The organism is Haloferax sp. AS1 (assembly GCF_014530665.1).
Classification (GTDB): domain Archaea; phylum Halobacteriota; class Halobacteria; order Halobacteriales; family Haloferacaceae; genus Haloferax; species Haloferax volcanii.
This window is the reverse complement of the sequence record NZ_SPSA01000001.1, coordinates 1981074-2002161: the sequence shown is the minus strand read 5'-3', so window position 1 is coordinate 2002161 and position 21088 is coordinate 1981074. Positions and strand designations below refer to the sequence as shown.

Below are 21088 nucleotides of genomic sequence, written 5' to 3'. Positions count from 1 at the left end.
GGAATTCTTACGTAGGTCCCAACATGAGCACAGATGATCCCGAGGTGACCACGGTAACGTCGAAAGGACAGATCACGATTCCAAGCCGTCTCCGCAAGCAGTTCGGTCTCGAAAAGGGGACGAAACTGATGGTCGTTCCGACCGACTTTGGACTCGTACTGAAGAAAATCGAGTTGCCGTCAGTCACGGAGTTCCAGCGGCGTGTTGAAAAGCGTGCCAGCGAAGACGAACTCTCGATGGACGAGATCAACCAACTCGTACATGATGCCCGAACTGACGAATGAAGGCCGTCCTCGATACGAACGTTCTGATTTCGAGCGTTATCGCGACCGGCGTTCCTCACGACATCGTTGTCAAAGGATTCGAAGGCGAATACGAACTCGTCGTTTCGGTTGACACACTCACCGAGTTCCGAGAGACGCTCCTCAAGTACCCAGACCGATTTCACCTAAATGAAGACGAGGTACAACAAGAAGTCGAAACCATCCGGTACTTTGCCGAGTTTGTTGACCCCCAAGAAGAGATTCGTGCAGTTGCAGACGATCCAGACGACGACAAATTTCTCGAGGCTGCTGTCGCTGGAAACGTCGACTACGTCGTCTCAGGTGATAACCACCTTCTGACACTCGATTCGTTCAGAGGGATTTCGATTGTTGACCCACGCACGTTCTACGAACACCTCGAAGCGTGAACCAAAACGCCCGGTTGAAACACAACCGCGAGTGTCGTCGTCAGTCGAGATACGGCTCACAAACCCGCTCGACACCTTCCTCGAACGAAACCTCGGGCTCCCAGCCAGTCGCCTCGTGGATCTTCGAGTAGTCGGCTTTCGTGTCGTGGACGTACACCTCGAAGGGGTTTTCCACATACACAGGCTCCACATCCGTCCCGAGCACGTCGTTTATCATGTCGACCATCTCGTTGAACGAGTAGCTCTCGGCAGTCCCGAGATTGTAGATGCCCTGCAGACGCTCCTCTGCGGCGAGTTCGATACCGCGGACGATATCATCCACGTGGGTGAAGTCACGCGTCTGCAACCCATCGCCGAACAACTCCGGGGACTCGCCGTTCGCAATCTGGTCGGTAAACTGCGCGACCGTGTTGGCGAACTCGCCTTTGTGTTCTTCCGCGCCGCCGGAGCCCTGGTACACCGAGAAAAAGCGCATCCCAGCCAGTTGCATGTCGTAGTGATGGTGGAAGTACTCCGCGTAGCGCTCACGGCCGAGTTTCGACGCTTCGTAGCCCGTCCGCGACTCCACGGGCATATCCTCGGGCGACGGTTCCGTCCGCGAGCCATAAATCGAGGACGTCGTCGCGTAGACGACGGTGTCACAGCCGTCCTTTCGCGCCTGCTCGACTGTATTGACGAAGCCTTCGATGTTCACGCGCGCGCCCTTCGTCGGGTTCTCCTCGTGCATCTTGTACGACGACAGCGCCGCGAGGTGGAACACCACGTCGACGCCCTCGGTCGGGAGGTCGTCGTCGAGGACCGTCATGTCGTGGAACTCCACAGAACTGTGTGAACCAGACAGCGGGTGGTAATCGTTCACCAGACGAGCGACGACCACGGTTTACCAGCTGGAACCAATTGGAACTAGTTATCTCATAGACACTTTTCCAGTCCCGCCGACTGACTCGGTTCCATGCAACACTACACCCGCCGGAACACCCTCCATGCGTGCGGCATTGTCGCTCTCAGTTCTCTCGCTTGGTGTTCGGCCCTCCCAACGGACGCTTCGGACGCAGAGCGGCCGGCCTACGAGCGGCTCGACGTGACGCCGGTGTACGTCGCCGATGGACTGGACCTCTCAATCCCTGCAGGCATCGAGACGGTGAGCGAATCCCACAGCCGACCTGCTCGTTCTCCCCGATGAGACGGACACTGACGCCGAGCAGGCGGTCGAGTGGCTGGTCGATGACCGAGTGCTTGCACTCTTTGGAGAAAATGCTGAAACAACGTGGCTGTCGTGGGTTCGGAGCGACGCGTTCAACGACGTGTTCGACACGCAGGGGTACAGCGAGAGCGAACCAGACCCAACACTCGTCGTCGGTGCGAAAATCGGCCTCGATACGACGACGTCTCGGTACTCGTGGGGCGATGAATTTGAATGACAGTACGAGCTGCCGTATCTCACAGACACGTGATCGAAGTGATCGAGAAGGCAGAGGCCCTCGGTACCGATGGCGTCATCCAGACCCAGTAAACTCGCTCCAAATTTGACTAAGTGGCCCAGGTCGCGCCACTATCCATATCAGCTTAAGAGCGGTTTGAGTAAGTCGGTACAACCGATGTCTCAGTCATCATCGAAAACGTCGTCGACAACTGATATGCGTTCAGAACGACTGCCTGTTCACTCGACGACGGTCGTCTGTGGTTTGAAGTCGGTCGGCCGCTGTGTCTTGGCCCACCGTCGATAGCCCCAGAAGACGACGAGTGCCACCGGCAAGACGAGGAGCGTCAGGTCCTCGACTGGCGCACCCGTCTCGCTGACGACGAACAGCGGGTTGAGGTCGAACGTCCCGTGGAACAGCCCGACGAGGACAATATTCCGAGTCAGTTCGTAGGTCACACCGAGCAGCAGCGCGTACACGGTCGTAAGCACAGGTGGGCGTTCCACCGCTTGTTCGAGTACGTCACGTACAAAGCTGAGTCTGCAGGACTTGTGGTGAAGCAGATTAATTCAACGTACACGAGCCAACGTTGCTCAAAGTGTGGGTTCACCCACGAGGATAACCGGCCACACACCAACGGTCAAGACGAAGTTGGTTGTCTGAAGTGTGGATACGATGTTCACGTAGATTACAACGCGGCGAAGAATATCGGCTTGAAGTATCTCCGCGACCAGCAAAAGTCTGGACGTGGAGGCGCACCCGTAGATGTGCGCTTGAATCGCGGGACGCTGAACGTGAACGGCGAATATTCGCCTACTGCTCTCAGCAGTTAGAACGGGGGTCCACGCTGAATGCCACGCTCTTCGGGGCGTGGGAGCTTACTTCGATCACGGTGTGGGTCCCCCTCCGTGACACCGTCGTAGTCGAATGCCTTCGACTTCCCACGACGTGACGAGAACACTTGCAAACCGGTATGAGAGAGGACATAAAGAGACAGAACACTCGGAACACATTGGAGAGGTTATTTATACATCGTCAGGAGCTACAGTCACAGGCGTTCTTGCATGGCCAGCGATACACTCTTCGTTGGTCCTGTTGTGTCTGCTGTTCTACGACTTCAGGCGTCACAACGCCGTCGCTCGCCTGCTTGTCACTCGGTGCGAGGGGTGTGAGTCACCCACGTTTGAATACGGTATCCTCGTGACCACAACCAAGGCACCGAGTCCACGACCGACTGTTCACTCGCGACCGGCGCTATTGAGCGCGCTGTTCAGTTCAAAGAGTTCTCGGACGACGGTGCTGTCTGTGACCCGGTACCGGCGCGGGGACGTGTCCGGTACTTCTTCGATGAGTTCAACCTCAATCAAGAGGTCCGTGTAATTGCCGACAGTCTGGCGTGTGACGCCGGCGTGGTCTGCGAACTCTGTCTTGTTGAACTCACGATTCGGCGGAAGGTCAAGCAACGCGTCTACGAGAATCGGGATGGCATCGTGTTGCGTGAGATAGAGCCATCCACTCGGGTGCTCCTTTCGGAGTTCCTTTTTGTCTCCTCGATCAGCCGCGTGCTCTATACTGCTCATACAGAGATTCACCTATTCTGCGTGTATAAACGTTTCCACTAGTGTTAACGGCCATTAACATCATTTATATGCGGCCGACTTGATTCTCCGATCATGGAGAAGCCGTCGGTGAAATGTGCCCTCTTAGCAACAATGATCGCGAAGCACAAGTGGGGGACACCGATTACCGAAGAAGACCTCCTCAGCCTCTCGGCTATCGGCAATGACTACCCAGTCGCACGTGAGGTCTACGCCGATCTTCGGAGCGAGCCCTATATCACTCACCGTGGAAATCGTGGTATCGAACTCGACAAAAGTAATTTCGACAAGCTTGCTGATGTCCTTTACCATGAATGTCGCTGGGAAACGTGGGAGATTGAGACTCGTCTGAAACACTACGAAGGGATCAAAGATCACGACTGGGGGTGAGCCGACTGTAGAATCTCGAAAGTTAGATATTCACGCCTGCCCCCTGGGAACGGGATTGAAGAAGGGTCTGCACGGGACTCTTCACCGTCCGAACGCTTATCGTCTGAGATTGATTCGAGTTCAGTATGGCAAGCGCGACCCGGGACGGTGACCCCAACGGAGTTGAGTTCGTCCGCGAAGATGATGGGAGCATCACCGCCTACGACACCGAGACCAATCTCGCACGTGGTGGCGACACCCGGGCGGAAGCACTCTCGCAACTTGCGGAGGTTCTTGTTCTCCACGAGGGAGGTGGTGAACCCCTCACCGACGATGACCTCGAAGAACTTGGCCTCAACCCCGATGAGTTCGAGAACCGCGACCTGCCCGACATCACGCAATAACGCGGCGTACTCAGGGTACTCGATGAGTCCCTTGTTGCCTTTGAGCGGATGACGCAGACAGGATGATGCAGCTGTCTTCCACCCCTCGAACCGAGTGATAGACTGACGAATACAGGCGTCTCCCGCCAGACAACTGCATCGCATCGAACGAGTATCCATGCACAAACTCTTGCTCGTCACCATTCGAAACCCCCTATTGCAGGCCTTAGCTGAAAGTAGGCGCTAAGCCCCCTTCCTCAGCGAGCGCCGACTGCTTGGAACGCGAGCAACGGAAGCTCTCGCGGAAGCAACACGGGTCAAACAACTACGAGAAGCAACGACGGCAGGTCGCAGAGTGTCATGCTGACCTCCGACGCAAGCGCCGTGACTTCTTGCACAAACTCTCGAACTACTACGCTCGGGAGTACGACTTCGTGGCGGTCGAAGACCTGAACGTGAAGAGGATGATGGAGTCTCCGTCGAACAGTCGAAACACGGCGTCGGCAGCATGGCGGACGTTCCTCTCGTTGCTCGAATACAAGTGTGAACGGGAGGGAACGCACTTCGTCGCAGTCAACCCGAAAGCGACGACCAAAGAGTGTGCGTCGTGCGGTGTCTCGACGGAGAAGCCGTTGTGGGTCCGTGAACATTCCTGTCCCGCCTGCGGGTTTGAGGCGGACAGGGACGCGAACGCAGCGTGGAACATTCTTTCTCGTGGCCTCGAAGACGTAGGAATGGGATACTCCGAATCAACGCCTGTGGAGACTGCGCTCCCTGTGGATACACCTGTATCTGCAAAGCGCGTCGTGGAAGCAGGAAGCCCTACCCTCAAGGAGCGAACGGCGTCAGCCGGGAGCGAGTAGGGTAGTTCACACGACTGAGAATACGAGAACGTTCGCCAATCCCTCTCAGACCTCGGTGAGGCCGAGACTGTATTCGAGTGCGGTATCGACCTCGTCCATCCGCTCTTGCGGAATCGAGCCGATGTTCTCTGTGATGCGGTGCTCTACGGAGACGGTTCGAACCTGGCTACAGAGCGCGACAGAATCCTCCCGAAACGCACACTCTTCGGCTGGGACGAGCACTTCGAACGGGTAGATCTGCTCTCCGAACGAGGTAGTGAACGGAACAACGATCGTTGTCGGTGCGTTTGCATTCCCGACGTTATTCTGCACGACGAGACACGGACGCGTTCCCCGTTGTTCGGATCCCTGCGTCGGGTTGAGTTCAACAACAACGATGTCTCCTCGATGGACAGACGTGGCCATTCGCTACCACTCTGGGGCATCGCCCAGGTGTTCATCAGCCTCCGTCGAGACACCCTCCAGTTCGTTAGCGAGTTCGCGGGTCCGTTGGGCACGCTGACGGTACCCCGCGGCCAACTCTTCACGAGTGATTGACCGCTCGATAACGAGCTTGCCCGCCTCTTCGTGGATCACGACGTCGTCTCCTCCCTTTATTCCGAAGCGTTCACGGAGCTCTTTGGGGATCGTTACCTGGCCCCGCTCCCCGACTTTCCGGCGTTCACCCTTACTCATACATATTCGTATCATATTCATACTGATAAGCGCTTCGGGCGGAAGGCAGTCAGTACGGACCGATGTGGGAATCTGTCGAAAGGGCTCTGTTGAAATCCTCAGAAAATGATATACTCTGACCCAGTCGTGGTCAATACAGGTGCGACACCGACCAGGAGAGTTGCAACTGAAAGACGTATTCAGAGCTGGCAGGGTCGCCCGAGTTCTCGTTCGTACTGCGATTTAATTTGCTCGAACAAGTCCTGGCCGAGCTCTGTCCGGAAGCGGGGCGCGGCGGTCGCAAAGAACTCGTCCAAGTTCTCGAACTCGGCAAAGTGGTCGTTCGTCTCGTCCTCGTCGTACCGACCTTGGCGCTCGTACTTGAGCGCCTGGAGACAGTTATCGATCAGATCCATGTCTTTGACGAACTGTGCCGTCGGGGTGTCACGTGCTTCGTACTCCTCCCAGAGTGTCAGCAGTTCGGTGTCGAAGGGTCCGACGAGATCGGTTACTGCGCTCCGTTCAGCTGCTTCCTTTTCGGACGTGGGGATGGTCTGACGTCCGTCTTCCGCGCGGGTTGCGATATCGCCCGTTCGAGCTTCGCCGAGGTCGTGAATGAGTGCCATCGTCACTGCTTTCTGAGGGTCAACCTCTTGCTGGTCGGCATAGAGCAGACAAAGCGACGCTGTCCCCCATGTGTGGGCTGCGACCGATTCAGGCGAGTCGATATTCCGAAGCACCCATCCCGTCCGAAGTTCGTCCTTCAACTCGAACCATTCAAGCAAGGAGTCGAGTTCATTGGTCATCATATCGTGGAGAAGGGAAGTGGCCAGTTCAACTCATCGAGACTAGTCCGCCGGGTCGCCGACATTCAATCTGAAGTTGCGGGTTTCGGTCTTGAAAACGAATCAATTAGTCAATTGCCGACGAGGTAGTCTGCGCCGTCCTCCTGCTCGAATTCGTATTCCGACGGAAAAACCAGATCTGTTGTCGCCCAGATATCGTGGATTCGCTTCTCGATACTCTCAAGAACCATCCGAAGCACGTCATTCGGAGCATCTGGATAGACTGCATCAATCACACGCTCTTCTCCTGGCTGGGGTGGTATGTGGTAGTGGTCGCGTGTGTTGTGTATTCGCCTTTCGCTCTCGAAAGAAGACACACCGCACACCGAGTGAGCAATGCAGCGACAGTACTGGCAGGGGCCCACCACATTGAGTGGCAGTGAACGCACGTTCGGCCACTCACGCACAAACAGCAGGCTCGTTCGTGGTGTGACCTTGGGTTGAAATCTGCAGTAAACTCCTCGTATACAAGACAGTCGTGAAATGATGAACTACCATTGAAATCTAGATAATTAACAGATAGTAGCACTCAAACCACACATCCAGCAATCAAAAGAACTTAATTATCGCCTGAAAGTTGAATGTATAGGAATTGTAGCCCGCTGGCACAATTCACAAGCAACCTACATGTCGAACGAAAAAGACAGCCAACCCAATACAGTAGTCAATCCAGATCACGATTCAGTTCGAGTTGTTTCGTCCGGTCGCCTTGCCGTGATGATTATCTTTGGACTCGCCGTCCTCACACAGCCTGTTGCAGCCCAAGATGGAGTCATCTGCAGTACAAGCAAACTGCCACAGATGCTCGAAGGCTTCTTCCAATTAACCACGGCGCTCGGACTGATCGGTCTCATCGTTGTCTGGCAAGGCGATTCGCTCTTCCAGATGTTCACGACGAATCACGAGCAGAAAGCCAAACTGAAAGAACACATGCGGGTGGCGCTGAAGTCTGCGGTCACCCTGCTCGTACTCGGCCCCCTCTACACCGTTGCGGGGTCGTTGATGGGACTGCCACTTGCGCAGTGTGTCGATCTCGCCCCCTGGTAAACTGGTCGAGAGACTCACATTGCCTTCCCGTATGCGCACTCCCACGTGGTCTGTCGTCTTCGTTTGCCTCCTTCTCACGAGTGGTCTCGCCAGTCTCGTCACAGCCACGCCACCACGCTCGGGGACAGAAGACAATGGCTTGACCGAAAACGAGACCGCAACCTTGTGGTCTCGTGACGCAGATGCGTACCTAAACGAGACGGCGTATCGCCAGCGCTACGGCGAAAGCCGAACCCCGATCCAACAACTCGCCAATGGGACAGACATCACGTTCACCCGCCCACCGGCGACCGCGGCAACGTGGACACGCAATGACTTCCGTGACCTGAGCGCAGGCAATTCACAGACATCGCTGTATCCCGACCACGCGTCTCTCACAAGTGGACGCTTCATCGACGATGCACACGCGACAGTCTTCGCCGTCCATCCATCGACGCGAGGCCATCTCGAAGCAGGTGACACGCCACTGTACGTCGCACCCAATGGGAGCGTTCGCGGATTTGTGGATTATCGTGTTCGGATACCAGATGGCCATCACTCCAATCGGTCATCTATCACGTGGGAACTCGTCGACGACGAGATCTCAGCGGTCCGCCTGAAGTCTGATGACGACGTTATCGTCCGCACAGGAGGGAGCCATACACCAGTCCTTGCGTACCAACTCGACGAGACGTGGCGTACGACGCTCACCCTCGAAGCCGACATTCACGTCCGACTCAAGCAGACGACGACAACCACAATCGGGAATCGCACCCAGACGGACGTCACGTATCGAACCGAGACGATCACCGTCGCGGATTCACTCGATGTCGAGGTGTACAACCTCCACGCGTCTGCCTACGACGCGGCGTATCCCAATGGCGACACCGGGGTTGCGATCTTCCAGTCTCGGCCGTGGCAAGGCTACACACTCACCGAGGATGGCGACTCACGCGTTCGGGGTGTCTGGCGGTTCTACACGGCTCGTGACCCTCGCTGGGACCGGCTCACCCAAGCAACGGCGACAGCCGAGACCGAGATTCACTCCGAGGCACTCCCGGTCTATGTCCACGCATATCCATCACGCATCGGCCCGCGAGCTGAACCAATTCGTGATGGACCGATCATACTCGACTCGTGGGGGAGAATACGGAGCTCACCACACTCGACGATCCCAGACACGGTCTCTGTCGAGGTCCTCACCCAGTCGTATACGCCAACCTACGGACTTGCCGTCCGAACAGATGACCTAGACCTCGACGCACTCCGGGTGAGTGGGATCGTCCGTGGCGTCGACGCAACACCCATCACGTCAACGGTGGGCACTCCTCGTGAACTTCGCGAGAGTCAACTTACCGCCGAAGTGGTCTCGCAGACGACCGACCAGGCGACCATCCACATTGAGCTCCGCGATACCGAGACTGGCTCTCCAATCGACCTCACTGCCGACGACCGACACGGTTCGCTGAATGGTGAGTCTGGAGGCGGCTATCTCACTGTTGCCGACCAGCGTGTTCGGACGAACGAGTCTGGGGTCGCGGTCGTAACTATCGACCAACCCGGAATTTACACGGCACGCTATCATCCCGGCACGTGGTTGGTCGCAAATCCAGCCTATGTGTCCGACACGGCGACGGTGCGATGGCATCCACTCGGCACCCTTGATGGGTGGGTTGGATTGCTCATCGAGGTCGGCTGGCAGTTCATCCCCTTCGTTGTCGTGTTCTATGCAGGGAGGCAGATTCTCCAATTCTCCGGGCCACGAGATGATTCTGAACGCTATCCATGAACCACAAGCAATCACATTTCAATCGACGAACCGTCCTCCGAACCGCAGCCGGGCTCTCCGTTGGTGGTCTCGCTGGCTGTCTCAACGGCAGTGGTGAGACCGGTGATGGGACTACCACCCCGAATGACGATTCTGACGAACAGGGTATCCTGCGTCAGGTCGCTGTTGAGGGAACCGAGCTTGTTGTCGAGCTTGGTTCTGCGGCTGACGTAGACCAGCTCAATCTCATCCAGCCAAACGGCGAGCTATTCGGGTCGCGTGAGGTTGCGGCCGGTGTTCGACAGGTTTCATTCGAGATCGGGACTGCGTACGACCCTGGTGAGTACCGGATTCTCGCAGTTCACGGCGAAGAGACGGTAGCCGAGACAAGTGTGGAGATTCGACCGCAACTCGAAATCGTTGCCGTTGGGTTGTTCAGGAACAACCCAGACAAGCCGTGGGATGCAGTGTATGGGGAGAGTGAGACTAACCGGATACAAAATGCCGAAGCATGTGTCTCTGTCCATAATTCTGGAACAGGACCTGATGCAGCCGTCTCACTCCAATTCTCTGGAGACATCCCAAACCCAATCGAAGACCCACGAAATAGTGGTCTCTACGACGCTGATAAGGTGACTATTCCGCCGAGTGAGACAAGAGATCTGTTCAGCAGTTCTCTACCATTTGGTGCACATGTCGGCAATGACGGCATGGGGTGTATTGTAGAGAAGAACACAGGTGAGTTCTCTGTGCTTGTTGGAAGCCGTGTTTTCGCCAAAAAGATTTCAGAGAGATTCACTGTCGAATACTCTGGTTCCGACGTCATGAGAGACTGCAGTATCACGATTAACAGGAGATAGTCATGGTTGATCTGATAGACGTCGTTTTGGAAGGTTTCAAAGACGTCATTAGCTGGGTTACCAGTTCCTTCATGAAGGGGATTCGGACAGGATATAACACACTTTCTGCTGAGTTATTCGGCACGCCAACTCCAGAAACAAGTGGTGCATTTATCTTCGGTACACCGTCTAACAGTCCTTGGATTCAGATTCGGGAGGCGCTCGTCGGTGGAGAAGTCATGCTCATCGCACTATTGCTCCTCGTGGTGAGTGTCCAAGGTAGACATGCGATCCGAATTTTCAACATAGGAAGTGCGTACGAGAACACTAAGACGAAGAGAAACGCATGGACAGGGGCCATTTTCATTATCCTCTGGTATTGGGTTGCAACTGTATCGTTATTCCTCGTAGACGGATTCACAATCGCTCTTGTTCCCTCACTCGAACGCCTAACTGATGTTTTAGTCAACTTCCTGGGAGTGACCATCACAAACCCCATTCTCGGCCTGCTACTCACAGCACTCGGCGGGATCTCGATGTGGGCAATTCAAGCCCTCTTTTTCATCCGCGAAATCTTGCTGTACGTCTACGTCTATGGGATGCCGATTGCCATCGCACTCGGCTATGGAAACATCCCAGTGCTCTCAGACATCGCAACTGGATTCGCAAAGCGATTCGTTCCCTTAGTCGTCCTCCCACTCCCCGCAGCAGTCGTGTTCAAAGGCTACGACTTGCTCTTCGCCAGCGGGACGTTCTCCCCACCAACTGCCTTCCTGCAGTATCTCGTCGCCGTCTCACTACCCGTCATCGCACTCTATCTGACGTGGAAGACCTTCGCCTACGCAACCCCACTCACTGCGAGGGCCATCGGGTCGGCCAGCAAAGGCGCAGTCATCGTTGGAAGCGTCGCAGCAGGCGCGTCTATGGGTGGTGCAGGCGTTGCTACGACCGCTGCCCGCTGGGGGCCCAAAGCCGCTGCTGGCCAAGTAATCGCCCAGAAAGCCGCCGCCCGAGCTGAAAACCCCAGTACGCACGACACTGCCTCGTACCGCCGGACCGAGAACGACCCACACAACGCCAATCGCTAGTTCATCATGTCGACAGATTCAGACGCTGCAGAACGCCGTATCATGGACGAATTCGGAGAAGCAAGTCGTATCCCAGGGCTCAATATCGAAGAAGGGGACGTTGGTGTCCTGATTGCGTTCCCACTTCTTGGATTGTTCATCGCCGGACTCACTGGACTCGACTCACTCGCAGTCCCACTCATCACAGGTGGTGTTGGACTGGGTGTCGCCGTGATCTATGTCGCACCGGACCACCTCACTGCGTGGGCATGGGCCAAAGACGTGTCTCGATTCGCAATACGACCGCGTCGAACGTTCAGCGCTCCCACCGCAACAGTCACCCAAGAGGCCGTCCGAAACGAGGGTGGCCTTGCGAACTACACACCGTTCAAACCAGATGAACGAACACAGGATCTCACCAACATCGAGCGCGCCTGGCCCGGTGTGGGTGCGATCCAGCGTTCGGATGGCGTGATGGAGGCATTTATCGAAGTCAACCCAGGGAATATGGACTTCGCCATGTCAGATGACTGGGCGAGCCTCCACGCAGCCGGCGCTGAGTTCGCGAACAAAGAACTCGATTCAAAGCTGAAGTTTCACGCGACGACACGGTCGTTTCCGGTCGAACAGCTCACAGCAAATATCGAACAGCGCCTGTCGGATGACGACGTTACCCAAAACCCAGTCTTCCGTGAACTCCTCGAAGAGTATCGCGAGACGCGTCCACAAGCGATGCGAAACCGTGGAACCCAACAGATTCGGTTCTTCATTGGCGTCGAAGTCTCGCCACTCGAAGTCTATGACCGCTTCCGCGACGAACAAACACCCGCAGAGAAGCTAACTGAAATCCCTGGTCTTGGCTTCCTGTTCAACCCGTTCGTCACGCGCCGCGAAGACCTCTCGAAAGCCGAAGAGCGTGGGCGGCTATTCGAGCGATTAGAGACCCGAATCACGACCATCGAGTCTGGATTCATCCAACAGGCGTCGGGGTGGTCTGCTCGTCGATTGAGCACAGTCGAACTGTTCGTGTTGACGATGGACTTCTGGAACGGCCACGAACACGACTACGACAATCCACGACGGGTGATCCGTGACCAGCCCATCATCGGACGGTCTCGGCGAGAGGATGATCTCGATGCGTAGTCTTGGCCTCCAAATAGAGACCGAGGTCACTCGCCAACTCGTCGAGTGGCTCCAACAGCCAACGTCACTGGAAGGTGCGTCACTCTACGCTACAGGAGCACTCGTGATTGCGCTCGGAGCGATCGGTGTGTGGAAACGCCGCGCTGTCGACGAAGACCACGAGCCTGAAGTCGATTTTTCGGACGTCCTCGACGAAGACACAATCCGAACAGGACACACTGAGGGACAACTTCTCGATGACATCGCAGAATCACACAAGACGACGATTGCACCCGCAGCCATCGAATGGGAGACGCGTGCAGCCCGTGTGGGCGAGCAGTGGACTTCAACACTCACGATCACCGATTACCCTGATTATCCGAATGACGGCTATCTCAGTGATCTGTTCCAGCTAACCGATGTCGAGTTCGACCTCACGGCCCACATTCGGCCAAGAAATCAGCTGCGTGCTCGAAACGAACTCCAAGAGATTGCTGATGACCTCCAGGTTGACGCTGACCTCGAAAAGAGCGTTCGAAGCGGGTATCTCCAACAACGAGCACAGCAAGCGGCAGCGACGTACAACGCTGTCGAGAGTGGGACTCGTGTCTTCGACCAGTCGCTGTTCGTTACTGTCCGAGGCGACACACGTGATGAGCTGTCTAATGCCGTCCAACGCGTCAAAAGCGCACTTCGCGATGAGCCGGCCAGCCTCACACCGAAAACAGCGATTTGTAAGCAAGACCTCGCACTTCAATCTGCAGCGCCGATTGGAGAGAACATCGTCGGCCGCAGCTCAATCGCACTTGGTGGGGCCGTTGGCGCACTCCTTGCGTCACCACACAACGCGACAATCCTCGAAGAAGGAGGCGTCGAATTCGGCATCCACAAAGACACTCACAGCCCGGTCGTCATCGACCCGTTTGCTCGCGAGAACGGCTATGCGATGTTCACCGTTGGCGATACCGGCTCTGGGAAATCATTTGGCTCGAAGCAGAACTTCATCCGGTCGATCGAACAAAGCACAGACCGGATTGGGATCATCCTCGAACCCCTCAACAATTGGGCTGGCGTCGCCGAAGCCTTGGACGCCAAACGCATCACCGTTGGTGGGACACTCGGGTTGAACCCCTTAGAGATTCGCCAGACACCCGAACACGTCCAGCGAGCACTGGGTGAGGATGCAAGCCCGTTTAACGAAAAACTCGACGACGCAATGAGCTTCTTGACGAACTACTTCGCGCTCCGTGGGATCTCACTTGGCGACCGTCGCATCACGCTTGAACTTGGGCTTCAACAGGCGTACGAACGACAGGGGATCACAGACGAAATCGACACGCATGGCAATCCGAGCCCGACGATTCGCGATATGATGGATGTCTTCGAGGAGATGAGTGAGTCACCCAGTGAGTTCGTCGTTCGGACGAACGCCGAGGCGAACAAGCTACGAGAGGATGCAACGTGGCTCCTTGGACAACTTCGGCTGTTCGAGGAGGGAGGACGGTATGCAAACCTCGGGCAGGCATCCGAATTCAACATCCGCGACGAGAAAGTCATCTACCTTGATCTCGCGCAGCAAGAAGGCAGCATCAGTAGTAGTACCGCGCTGACGATGCAACTTCTCATCTCCTTGGTGTACGAACGAGCCAAGGAAACAGACAAAGAAGTCGTGTTCGTCATCGACGAAGCACGGTATATCATGCAGGATGCGGCGAGTTTAGCGTTCTTGGAGACGGTGTTCCGTCATCATCGCCATCACGACCTCTCGATTCGACTCGTCACACAGACCGTTGACGAGTTCTTCGAACACACGGAGTCCGAGGCAATCTTAGACCAGTGTGCGGTCAAGCAGTTCCACCACCTTGACGGAATGGACGAAATGTGGGCGACAGAGTTCGGGCTGAACTACGCCCAGATGCGATTCGTCCAAGATGCGATTCCGGGGAATGAAGACGCTGGCTACTCCGAAGCGCTCGTTGGCGTCGACGGTGAGTGGCGTGGGATTCGCGTTGAGGCGATGCCCAAAGAAAAGCGGGTCATTGACTTCGACCCAACGGAATCGGCTGCCGGATCGCTACCCGGTGGTGAGCGCACTCGTCGAGCACACAGGCGTTCGTAGGTATAATCATGAAAACCGTGCAGGCGCTGTATCCCCTCCCTGATCGCGTCTTCCCTTCGGTCGGCGCTCGCTGAGGATGGGGGCTTAGTGCCTATTTTCAGCTAAAATTAAAAAACGAGGGTTCGTTTGTTCGTTAGTCTCGACGGTGAATCCCAACGAGCGCAGCCGCGATGAGGGCGATAACTGCGAGAGCCACAGAGAACCCGGGCCCATCGGTTGACGTCGTTTCGGTTTCGGTCTCAGTCTCTACACTCTCATCCGTTGTCGTGACCTCCTCTTGAGGTGTCGACGTCTCGGTAGGTGCCGCAGTAGTAGTCTCAGTCGTGTTCGATTCGGTCGTCATTGCGTTCTTTTTCGAGATCGCGAATACCGAGAGACCAGGAGACTCGGCCGTAAAGCGGTAGGAGTCACCAACCTTCTCAGTAAAGCTCGTGTCTAGTTCACCCCACTCACCGTCATGGTACCGGTAGAGTGCAATATCTTCTGGCGACCGGTCGCCAAGTTGTTGTTCACTCACACGGAATCCGAAGTCGACTGTCGCAAGGTTGTCATCAGGCGCGCTGTGGCGGACGTTAATGTATCCGAGCACGTCGTCGTCTGTTGGCGAAGTGGATATCTCTTCATCACCCGTCTCGGGTTCGTCAGGAGATGAATAGGTCACCTCCATGTCGAAGTCAGAGTCTTTCTCGAAGGTGACATCAACATTCTCGACAGCACCGCCAGAAGTTTTGACCTGCTCGTCAACTGTATCTTTGTTAACATTTAGCTTGACCGATTCACCAGCCGACCCGGACTTGATACCCACTGAGATACTCCGTCCGTCAGGAGCATCTTCGACGGTAACCTCTGCGGCTCCAGTCGTTTCAACTGTTGCCCGCTCAGAGGTTGCGATTTCGGAACCCGTGTTGCTTTGGGACGCACCACCGGCACTGCTGCCGGTACTGCTGTCGTCATCATCGTCGTCGTCGTTGCTGTTGTTATTGTTAGTCGACTGCTCTGTGACGTCAAACGTATACGTTGTCTGACTGTCATCGAACGGGATGTACTCACCATCGGTGGCTTCCGTGTCAAAGCGCACGGTCCACTGACCGTTATCAAAGTTGCTGGTGTCGATGACAAGTTCGTAGGTAAGTTCACTTCCAGCGCTACCGTAGCCGTAGCCGTAGCCGTATCCGAAGTCCTTGCTGTATCCGGAGCCGTAGCCAACTGTGTTTGGACCGTACTCGTAGCCTGCGTTGTTTGACACAAGCGTCACGGAATTCAACCAAGGCGGTTGCGTAGATGCAACGCCGCCGCTCGAATCAATGCGGACGGATTGTTGTGTGCCATCGGGGCCCTCAAGCTCAATCAAGTGGTTTTTGATTGGCGTACTATCACCCGATTCAAGATCGATATCGACAGTAAGAGTCACTTGGTTACCTTTCTGGACCGAGGACTTGTCCCCGTCAAGGGTCCCTGTAATAGCTGATGCTGGTGATGCTACACTCAACACAGAGACCACAACAACCGCTGCGAGCAGGACACTCAGCAGCCGCGTGTGGTTCTGGAGTTGATCCAACTTGTCGGTGAGAGACATGTCTGCGTGCTAGGTCCCACCAGTCGTATATAGTAGCTTTGGATTACCAAATATGAATTCGAATATTCAGAAGATCCACCAGCAGAACCCAACATGTACTGCTATCGTTTATCGGCTTAATTCGAGGTTTTCAGCTCTGTTATAGGGCATCATAGATATTATATTGACAGGAGGGGGAGCTCCCAGAGCCAATTTCTGAGAATCATTATTCTGAATGATAGCCAGTTTTATAACCAGTATTGTCAAAAGAATTCGTAACACAACCGAGTCCGCGACGGACGGGCCCCTCACTCACAGAATCAAAGACATGCTCCAACTCATACAGACTCTCGCAGTAGGTTGCTTCTTCATCATTTTACTTCCCGTAAAGCTGCTTGTACGCGTTCTCCCGACTGGTGTTCTCAGTCGTTGGACGACAGGGCAGGTTAGTCAGCAACGCCAGCCTTGTGCGACCGAAAACTCATCCAGCACGACGCGGAGTATCGTTCTTCCAATTTACAATGAAGACCCGTCTACCTGGGAATCTCTTGCTTACTCACTTCGTAGCTCGGGCTGGGACGAAGTCATACTCACAATTGACCAACCGGATTCGGAAACACAGACTGCTATTGATCGCATCTCCGACCCAAATATTAAATTCTCAATCTCGCAGTCGCGCCGCGGAAAGGGGGGAGCACTCCATGAAGGTCTCACAAGCACAACAGGGGATATTATCGGATTCATTGATGCAGACGGGGCAATCAGTACCGATAGCATTGACAAACTCTACGCAACTGTTGAATCGACCGATGCACATGTTGCGATCGGCTCTCGAGATATTGGGTCAAATAGCAGAGCGTCTCAGTCTGCCTTACGGCAACTGCTTGGACAGATCTATAGCAGGCTTGCACAAGCGGCAACGAAGGTCCAAGTAACCGATTTTCAATGTGGTGCGAAGGCGTTTGATGCGCAAGTCTGGGAACAGACTCATCCCACTCTCCGTGAACGCCGGTTTGGCTTCGATACTGAGTTCTTGGCACATGCGAAGGCAAACGGATACACGATTGAGGAAGTCGGAATTGAGTGGAATGATCCTGGAGATAGCGAAGTAACGCTGTACGCCGATATCCCAGATATGTTTCGGGCATTACTCCGTGTCCGGCGTTCACTACGGACCGTTTCTGAACACGGTACGACGAACAAGCAATCGGTCGCACTTGTCTCTGCACACCCTCCAACGCGAGGTGGGCTTGCAGAGTACGGAGAGAAACTGGCACATGCATACCATCGTCGTGATGATGTCATCCCAACAGTCGTCTCTCGAACAACTGAGAACACTCACACAGAGTATCCATATCGAGTTGTGCCTCGCTGGCGGCGGGACTCATTGGCAGCTGCAGTATCACTTATTCGCGAGATTGCAGATCCTACCTACGATGCAGTACAGTTCAACATCCATATGACGTACTTTGGTTCACAGAACCTCCACCGGTTTGTTGGCCTTCTCATTCCACCGTTTCTCAGCACGGTTCTCGAAACAAAAGTCGTCGTCACAATGCACGATTTCTTCGAAGTAGTAGAAGACGAGGAACTCCCAGACGATGTGGGGCGGCCACATGTGTGGGGAGCAAAAATCGCGACCCGACTGTTACTCCTTAGCGATGTTGTGACTGTCACATCGGAGAAATATTTGGAACTTGTCGAGACCGAATACGGGATCACAGACGCCGAGTACATTCCGCATGGTACCTTCCAGCAACCAATGAAAGCAGATGGAGGACAAAGCCAGGAGACAGAAAACCAGTCAGAGAAGACAGACTCACCGTTTACGGTCTTGTTGTTCGGCCATCTCGGACCCACGAAAGACGTTGAAACCGCTGTCAATGCGTTTGAGCGTTTCCACCGCCGAGTTCCGGATTCTGAATTGGTAATTGCTGGTGGATCCCACCCCGAGTATCCCGAGTATCAAAAGGACCTCAAACAACAATACGGTGGTCTCGACGGAGTTCGGTTTACTGGATATATTCCAGATAACGACCTTCGGCGTGTCTGGGAGAATGCAACCATCGCAACGATGCCGTATCATACGATGACTGGCGTCTCCGGGGTGTTCCAACTCGCGAAGTCCTACGGCGTCCCTGTTGTTGCAGCGGACGTTGAGGGGATGCGGACATCGACTGTCGATACTGGTGGAGACGCAGTATTTGTCACCCCGGGTGACGCATCCGAATTATGCCATGCGTTTGAGAAATTGCACGGAGACATCGAGTATCGACAAGAACTCGCCTCGAAAAACCGGAAAGCGGGCCAAGAATGTACAATTGAGGATACCGCAGCAATGATGTCTGCAGTTCTCGCCGATTAACCTTACACCGATATGGATTTTCCCCGTTCAACCTTGCTGACTCGGTTGGGATCTCAGGTCGACTCACTACTAAGAGACGCGGGTATTGTTACCATTGGTGTTATCCTCAGTGGTGGAATCAACTACGGATTTCAACTGTTCATGGGTCGAGCACTTGGTCCTGAAGAATACGGCGTATTCGGTGCTCTGTTTGCACTTACGTATCTCCTGCAAGTATTCAGCCGCGGGATTCGGTTTGCCTCAAGTCGTTATGGGGCAAAACTCAATCAAGCTCAACAGAGTGTCTTAGCTTTCCATTCATCGTTCGCAATACGTACTGTCGGGGTTGGTGTCGTTCTTGCTAGTATTGTGCTTCTGGCGACTGAAGAGCTATCTGCGCTGCTTGATATCGGGCAGTTCATTACAATAATAATTGTAGCCCTCTCGATTCCGTTTTCTTTGCTTCTTCCGGTCAATATTGGGTTAATGGAGGGAACGAGTCAATTCAAAGACCTTGCTGGGTTTCAGGTAATTCCTGCGGTTCTCAAACTTGGGGTCGGTGCTGGCTTAGTGCTACTGGGCTACGGAATCGCAGGTGCATTTCTCGGGATCTTTGCTGGCGTTGCCGTCACCGCAGTATGGTCTACGAAGCGTATCCGTGACCGAAACGTCGGGGGGGAAAATTCGTCAGCTTTCTCCCCTCGCCGTGCATACCGGTATCTAGTCCCAGCAACGCTTGCTGGGCTCTGTTTCAACATTCCAGGTAATGTTGATGTGATACTCGTCCAAGGGCTTACGAGTGATACCGCTGCTGGCTACTATACAGCAGCGTCTGTTCTCGGTAAGTCCCTCATCTTCCTTGTGATTGGCTTGACTGCTGCGTTATTCCCTGCGATTGCTCGGATCGATTCAGATGAGACTGCAAATCAAAAACAGATGCAGTCGCTGTTCAAACGAGGGATGGGTTATTCTGTACTTCTCCTCGGAAGTGTAACCGCAGTATACGCCCTAATACCAAAGCACATTGTTGTGATTTTGTATGGTGGTGCATACGCCAATGCTGCACCCTTTGTTCGATGGTACGCCGTTGCAATATTCGTATTCTGTCTGGCATTGGTCATTCTGAATTTTGAGCTGGCACGGTCCAACTATCGATTCGTAGTCCTGTTCTCAATCGTCTCGATTGGTGAGGTCATTGCGATGATAGTGCTCGGAGGGGACCCAATTGCGCTCATCCGAACGTTACTGGCCGCAAACACAGGGCTAGTCAGTGTAGGAAGTATCAAGGTGGGCTACGAGTTGTGGGGCTAAGTAGTCCACACGAACTAATGCAGGTTCCCATTTGCCTCGCCTCCAATACAACAATTGAGAATTCCCTCGATTGTTTTATAACTGCGCAGCAGGGACCGAATTAGTATGGGTGCGATTCGTAACGTAGTAGAGGGGGTGAAACTCTGGGCACGGAGTTCTGTGAAAGCAATTCGGAAGGAGGGGTTATCCGGGCTTTCAGAGTCAGCTCGCCTGCTTTACACACATCTTCTGCGATTTTACGGACTTATCCACAACTACGGTGAGCCGATTTACGATGCTGAGTGGGACGTATTAATCGTGCTTGATGCGTGTCGAGCCGACCTCATCGAAGAGGTTGTAGCCGAGTACAATTTTATCAATTTCGATGCCACCAACTCTCTCGGGAGTTGCTCTCCAGAGTGGATGGAGAAGAATTTCACATCGTCCTACCTCGATGAAATGCAACAAACGGCATACATTACTGGGAACCCATATTCCGAGACTCACCTCGACCCAACTGAGTTCGAACTGGTTGATGAAGTCTGGAGATACGCGTGGGATGAAGAACTCGAAACGATTCCACCAGATCCCCTTACTGATCGAGCGATTGCAGTCGCACGGGACGCCCAACCTGATCGGCTAATTGTCCACTACATGCAGCCACATCACCCATTTGTTCCATCACCTCTCGGTGAGGGCATGCATCCTGATACTGGAGAACGACTCGAATTTAGTGACCTCGAAGATGTGTGGACACGGCTCCAACGCGGAGAGCTCAGTCGCGAAGAAGTCTGGGAGGGATACCGAGATAATCTCGAATATGTGCTTGAGAGTGTCGAAACGCTCATCAACAATATCGATGGGAAAGTCGTCATCACCGCTGATCATGGCAACGCACTCGGAGAATACCACATGTACGGTCATCCAATCTATGCACCTGTGTGGCCTCTCAAGCGGGTTCCGTGGTGTGAATATGAGGCAACTGACTCAGGATCGTACACTCCGGATCCGACTGCATGGAAACACCACGCCACAACAGATGACGAAGCTCTCTCAACAGAAGACAAACTTGCCGCACTCGGATACATATAGGAAAAATCAACAAACCGACACAAATCCCCATTTCAATCATAC

21 protein-coding genes and 2 pseudogenes are annotated in these 21088 nt (G+C 54.5%); 15 read left to right on the top strand and 8 right to left on the bottom strand.

The window, feature by feature from the left end; genetic code table 11:
* Positions 1-23: 23 nt before the first annotated feature.
* Positions 24-284 (top strand): AbrB/MazE/SpoVT family DNA-binding domain-containing protein, encoded by a 261-nt coding sequence (locus tag E4P24_RS10610; RefSeq protein WP_004062838.1) that lies wholly within the window; start codon positions 24-26, stop codon positions 282-284.
* Positions 281-691 (top strand): putative toxin-antitoxin system toxin component, PIN family, encoded by a 411-nt coding sequence (locus tag E4P24_RS10605; protein WP_004967257.1) that lies wholly within the window; start codon positions 281-283, stop codon positions 689-691. The genes E4P24_RS10610 and E4P24_RS10605 overlap by 4 nt, the downstream gene beginning before the upstream one ends.
* 40 nt (positions 692-731) lie before the next feature.
* On the opposite strand, the gene E4P24_RS10600 is transcribed toward E4P24_RS10605, so the two are convergent.
* Positions 732-1568 (bottom strand): NAD-dependent epimerase/dehydratase family protein, encoded by an 837-nt coding sequence (locus E4P24_RS10600; RefSeq protein WP_345776366.1) that lies wholly within the window; start codon positions 1566-1568, stop codon positions 732-734.
* A 783-nt stretch (positions 1569-2351) separates the two neighbouring features.
* A complete protein-coding gene (locus E4P24_RS10595) occupies positions 2352-2618 on the bottom strand; it encodes a hypothetical protein (protein ID WP_345776365.1) in 267 nt (88 codons plus the stop codon).
* Here E4P24_RS10595 and E4P24_RS10590 point away from each other — a divergent pair.
* Positions 2601-2945: pseudogene (locus E4P24_RS10590) on the top strand (zinc ribbon domain-containing protein); the annotation flags it as partial. The gene E4P24_RS10595 and the pseudogene E4P24_RS10590 sit on opposite strands and share 18 nt — an antisense overlap.
* Positions 2946-3350: 405 nt before the next feature.
* On the opposite strand, the gene E4P24_RS10585 reads toward E4P24_RS10590, so the two are convergent.
* Entirely contained in the window at positions 3351-3692 is a 342-nt protein-coding gene (locus tag E4P24_RS10585) for a hypothetical protein (protein ID WP_188148468.1), read from the bottom strand.
* Between the two features lie 93 nt (positions 3693-3785).
* Between E4P24_RS10585 and E4P24_RS10580 the strand changes: the two genes are divergently transcribed.
* The 3 genes and pseudogenes from E4P24_RS10580 to E4P24_RS10570 form a co-directional block, all read left to right on the top strand.
* Complete coding sequence (locus E4P24_RS10580; RefSeq protein ID WP_049916507.1) at positions 3786-4100, top strand: hypothetical protein; 315 nt, start codon at positions 3786-3788, stop codon at positions 4098-4100.
* 125 nt (positions 4101-4225) lie between these two features.
* Complete coding sequence (locus E4P24_RS10575; RefSeq protein ID WP_188148467.1) at positions 4226-4483, top strand: hypothetical protein; 258 nt, start codon at positions 4226-4228, stop codon at positions 4481-4483.
* A 254-nt stretch (positions 4484-4737) separates the two neighbouring features.
* Positions 4738-5325 (top strand): annotated as a pseudogene (locus E4P24_RS10570) (RNA-guided endonuclease InsQ/TnpB family protein); the annotation flags it as partial.
* Between the two features lie 45 nt (positions 5326-5370).
* On the opposite strand, the gene E4P24_RS10565 reads toward E4P24_RS10570, so the two are convergent.
* From E4P24_RS10565 to E4P24_RS10550, 4 genes are all read right to left on the bottom strand, one after another.
* Complete coding sequence (locus tag E4P24_RS10565) at positions 5371-5730, bottom strand: type II toxin-antitoxin system PemK/MazF family toxin (RefSeq protein ID WP_188148466.1); 360 nt, start codon at positions 5728-5730, stop codon at positions 5371-5373.
* Between the two features lie 3 nt (positions 5731-5733).
* The gene (locus tag E4P24_RS10560; RefSeq protein ID WP_006601197.1) at positions 5734-6000 is read right to left on the bottom strand and encodes an AbrB/MazE/SpoVT family DNA-binding domain-containing protein; all 267 of its coding nucleotides are present in this window, start codon (positions 5998-6000) and stop codon (positions 5734-5736) included.
* A 179-nt stretch (positions 6001-6179) separates the two neighbouring features.
* Positions 6180-6788, bottom strand: coding sequence for an HD family hydrolase (locus tag E4P24_RS10555; RefSeq protein WP_188148465.1), 609 nt, complete (start codon positions 6786-6788; stop codon positions 6180-6182).
* 107 nt (positions 6789-6895) lie between these two features.
* A complete protein-coding gene (locus E4P24_RS10550) occupies positions 6896-7060 on the bottom strand; it encodes a hypothetical protein (RefSeq protein ID WP_223173915.1) in 165 nt (54 codons plus the stop codon).
* A 481-nt stretch (positions 7061-7541) separates the two neighbouring features.
* Between E4P24_RS10550 and E4P24_RS19030 the strand changes: the two genes are divergently transcribed.
* From E4P24_RS19030 to E4P24_RS10520, 6 genes are read left to right on the top strand one after another with little or no spacing between them, the layout of a single operon-like run.
* A complete protein-coding gene (locus E4P24_RS19030) occupies positions 7542-7871 on the top strand; it encodes a hypothetical protein (RefSeq protein WP_345776373.1) in 330 nt (109 codons plus the stop codon).
* Between the two features lie 31 nt (positions 7872-7902).
* Positions 7903-9639, top strand: coding sequence for a hypothetical protein (locus tag E4P24_RS10540; protein WP_188148464.1), 1737 nt, complete (start codon positions 7903-7905; stop codon positions 9637-9639).
* Positions 9636-10478 (top strand): hypothetical protein, encoded by an 843-nt coding sequence (locus E4P24_RS10535; protein WP_188148463.1) that lies wholly within the window; start codon positions 9636-9638, stop codon positions 10476-10478. Before E4P24_RS10540 ends, E4P24_RS10535 begins: the two co-directional genes overlap by 4 nt.
* A 2-nt stretch (positions 10479-10480) precedes the next feature.
* Positions 10481-11545 (top strand): hypothetical protein, encoded by a 1065-nt coding sequence (locus E4P24_RS10530; RefSeq protein WP_188148462.1) that lies wholly within the window; start codon positions 10481-10483, stop codon positions 11543-11545.
* 6 nt (positions 11546-11551) lie between these two features.
* Positions 11552-12667, top strand: a complete 1116-nt coding sequence (locus E4P24_RS10525; protein ID WP_188148461.1) for a hypothetical protein — start codon at positions 11552-11554, stop codon at positions 12665-12667.
* On the top strand, positions 12660-14765 hold the full coding sequence (locus tag E4P24_RS10520; RefSeq protein WP_188148670.1) for a VirB4 family type IV secretion system protein: 2106 nt from the start codon (positions 12660-12662) through the stop codon (positions 14763-14765). Before E4P24_RS10525 ends, E4P24_RS10520 begins: the two co-directional genes overlap by 8 nt.
* Positions 14766-14898: 133 nt before the next feature.
* Here E4P24_RS10520 and E4P24_RS10515 read toward each other — a convergent pair whose 3' ends face one another.
* Positions 14899-16341 carry a PGF-pre-PGF domain-containing protein gene (locus E4P24_RS10515; protein WP_188148669.1) on the bottom strand — a complete coding sequence of 481 codons (1443 nt, stop codon included), beginning with the start codon at positions 16339-16341 and terminating at the stop codon, positions 14899-14901.
* Between the two features lie 307 nt (positions 16342-16648).
* Between E4P24_RS10515 and E4P24_RS10510 the strand changes: the two genes are divergently transcribed.
* The 3 genes from E4P24_RS10510 to E4P24_RS10500 all read left to right on the top strand — a co-directional run bounded on the left by E4P24_RS10510 (position 16649) and on the right by E4P24_RS10500 (position 21046).
* Entirely contained in the window at positions 16649-18685 is a 2037-nt protein-coding gene (locus E4P24_RS10510; protein WP_188148460.1) for a glycosyltransferase, read from the top strand.
* 45 nt (positions 18686-18730) lie between these two features.
* Positions 18731-19975: an oligosaccharide flippase family protein gene (locus E4P24_RS10505; protein ID WP_188148459.1), complete on the top strand. Its 1245-nt coding sequence runs from the start codon at positions 18731-18733 to the stop codon at positions 19973-19975.
* 105 nt (positions 19976-20080) lie between these two features.
* The gene (locus E4P24_RS10500; protein WP_188148458.1) at positions 20081-21046 is read left to right on the top strand and encodes a sulfatase-like hydrolase/transferase; all 966 of its coding nucleotides are present in this window, start codon (positions 20081-20083) and stop codon (positions 21044-21046) included.
* Positions 21047-21088 lie beyond the last annotated feature (42 nt).

What these genes read in the sequence shown, in the direction of transcription:
- E4P24_RS10610 (WP_004062838.1), top strand. Translation starts at nt 24, where the DNA reads ATGAGCACAGATGATCCCGAGGTGACCACGGTAACGTCGAAAGGACAG.
- E4P24_RS10605 (WP_004967257.1), top strand. Translation starts at nt 281, where the DNA reads ATGAAGGCCGTCCTCGATACGAACGTTCTGATTTCGAGCGTTATCGCG.
- E4P24_RS10585 (WP_188148468.1), bottom strand. Translation starts at nt 3,692, where the DNA reads ATGAGCAGTATAGAGCACGCGGCTGATCGAGGAGACAAAAAGGAACTC.
- E4P24_RS10580 (WP_049916507.1), top strand. Translation starts at nt 3,786, where the DNA reads ATGGAGAAGCCGTCGGTGAAATGTGCCCTCTTAGCAACAATGATCGCG.
- E4P24_RS10575 (WP_188148467.1), top strand. Translation starts at nt 4,226, where the DNA reads ATGGCAAGCGCGACCCGGGACGGTGACCCCAACGGAGTTGAGTTCGTC.
- E4P24_RS10565 (WP_188148466.1), bottom strand. Translation starts at nt 5,730, where the DNA reads ATGGCCACGTCTGTCCATCGAGGAGACATCGTTGTTGTTGAACTCAAC.
- E4P24_RS10560 (WP_006601197.1), bottom strand. Translation starts at nt 6,000, where the DNA reads ATGAGTAAGGGTGAACGCCGGAAAGTCGGGGAGCGGGGCCAGGTAACG.
- E4P24_RS10555 (WP_188148465.1), bottom strand. Translation starts at nt 6,788, where the DNA reads ATGATGACCAATGAACTCGACTCCTTGCTTGAATGGTTCGAGTTGAAG.
- E4P24_RS19030 (WP_345776373.1), top strand. Translation starts at nt 7,542, where the DNA reads ATGATTATCTTTGGACTCGCCGTCCTCACACAGCCTGTTGCAGCCCAA.
- E4P24_RS10540 (WP_188148464.1), top strand. Translation starts at nt 7,903, where the DNA reads ATGCGCACTCCCACGTGGTCTGTCGTCTTCGTTTGCCTCCTTCTCACG.
- E4P24_RS10535 (WP_188148463.1), top strand. Translation starts at nt 9,636, where the DNA reads ATGAACCACAAGCAATCACATTTCAATCGACGAACCGTCCTCCGAACC.
- E4P24_RS10530 (WP_188148462.1), top strand. Translation starts at nt 10,481, where the DNA reads ATGGTTGATCTGATAGACGTCGTTTTGGAAGGTTTCAAAGACGTCATT.
- E4P24_RS10525 (WP_188148461.1), top strand. Translation starts at nt 11,552, where the DNA reads ATGTCGACAGATTCAGACGCTGCAGAACGCCGTATCATGGACGAATTC.
- E4P24_RS10520 (WP_188148670.1), top strand. Translation starts at nt 12,660, where the DNA reads ATGCGTAGTCTTGGCCTCCAAATAGAGACCGAGGTCACTCGCCAACTC.
- E4P24_RS10515 (WP_188148669.1), bottom strand. Translation starts at nt 16,341, where the DNA reads ATGTCTCTCACCGACAAGTTGGATCAACTCCAGAACCACACGCGGCTG.
- E4P24_RS10510 (WP_188148460.1), top strand. Translation starts at nt 16,649, where the DNA reads ATGCTCCAACTCATACAGACTCTCGCAGTAGGTTGCTTCTTCATCATT.
- E4P24_RS10500 (WP_188148458.1), top strand. Translation starts at nt 20,081, where the DNA reads ATGGGTGCGATTCGTAACGTAGTAGAGGGGGTGAAACTCTGGGCACGG.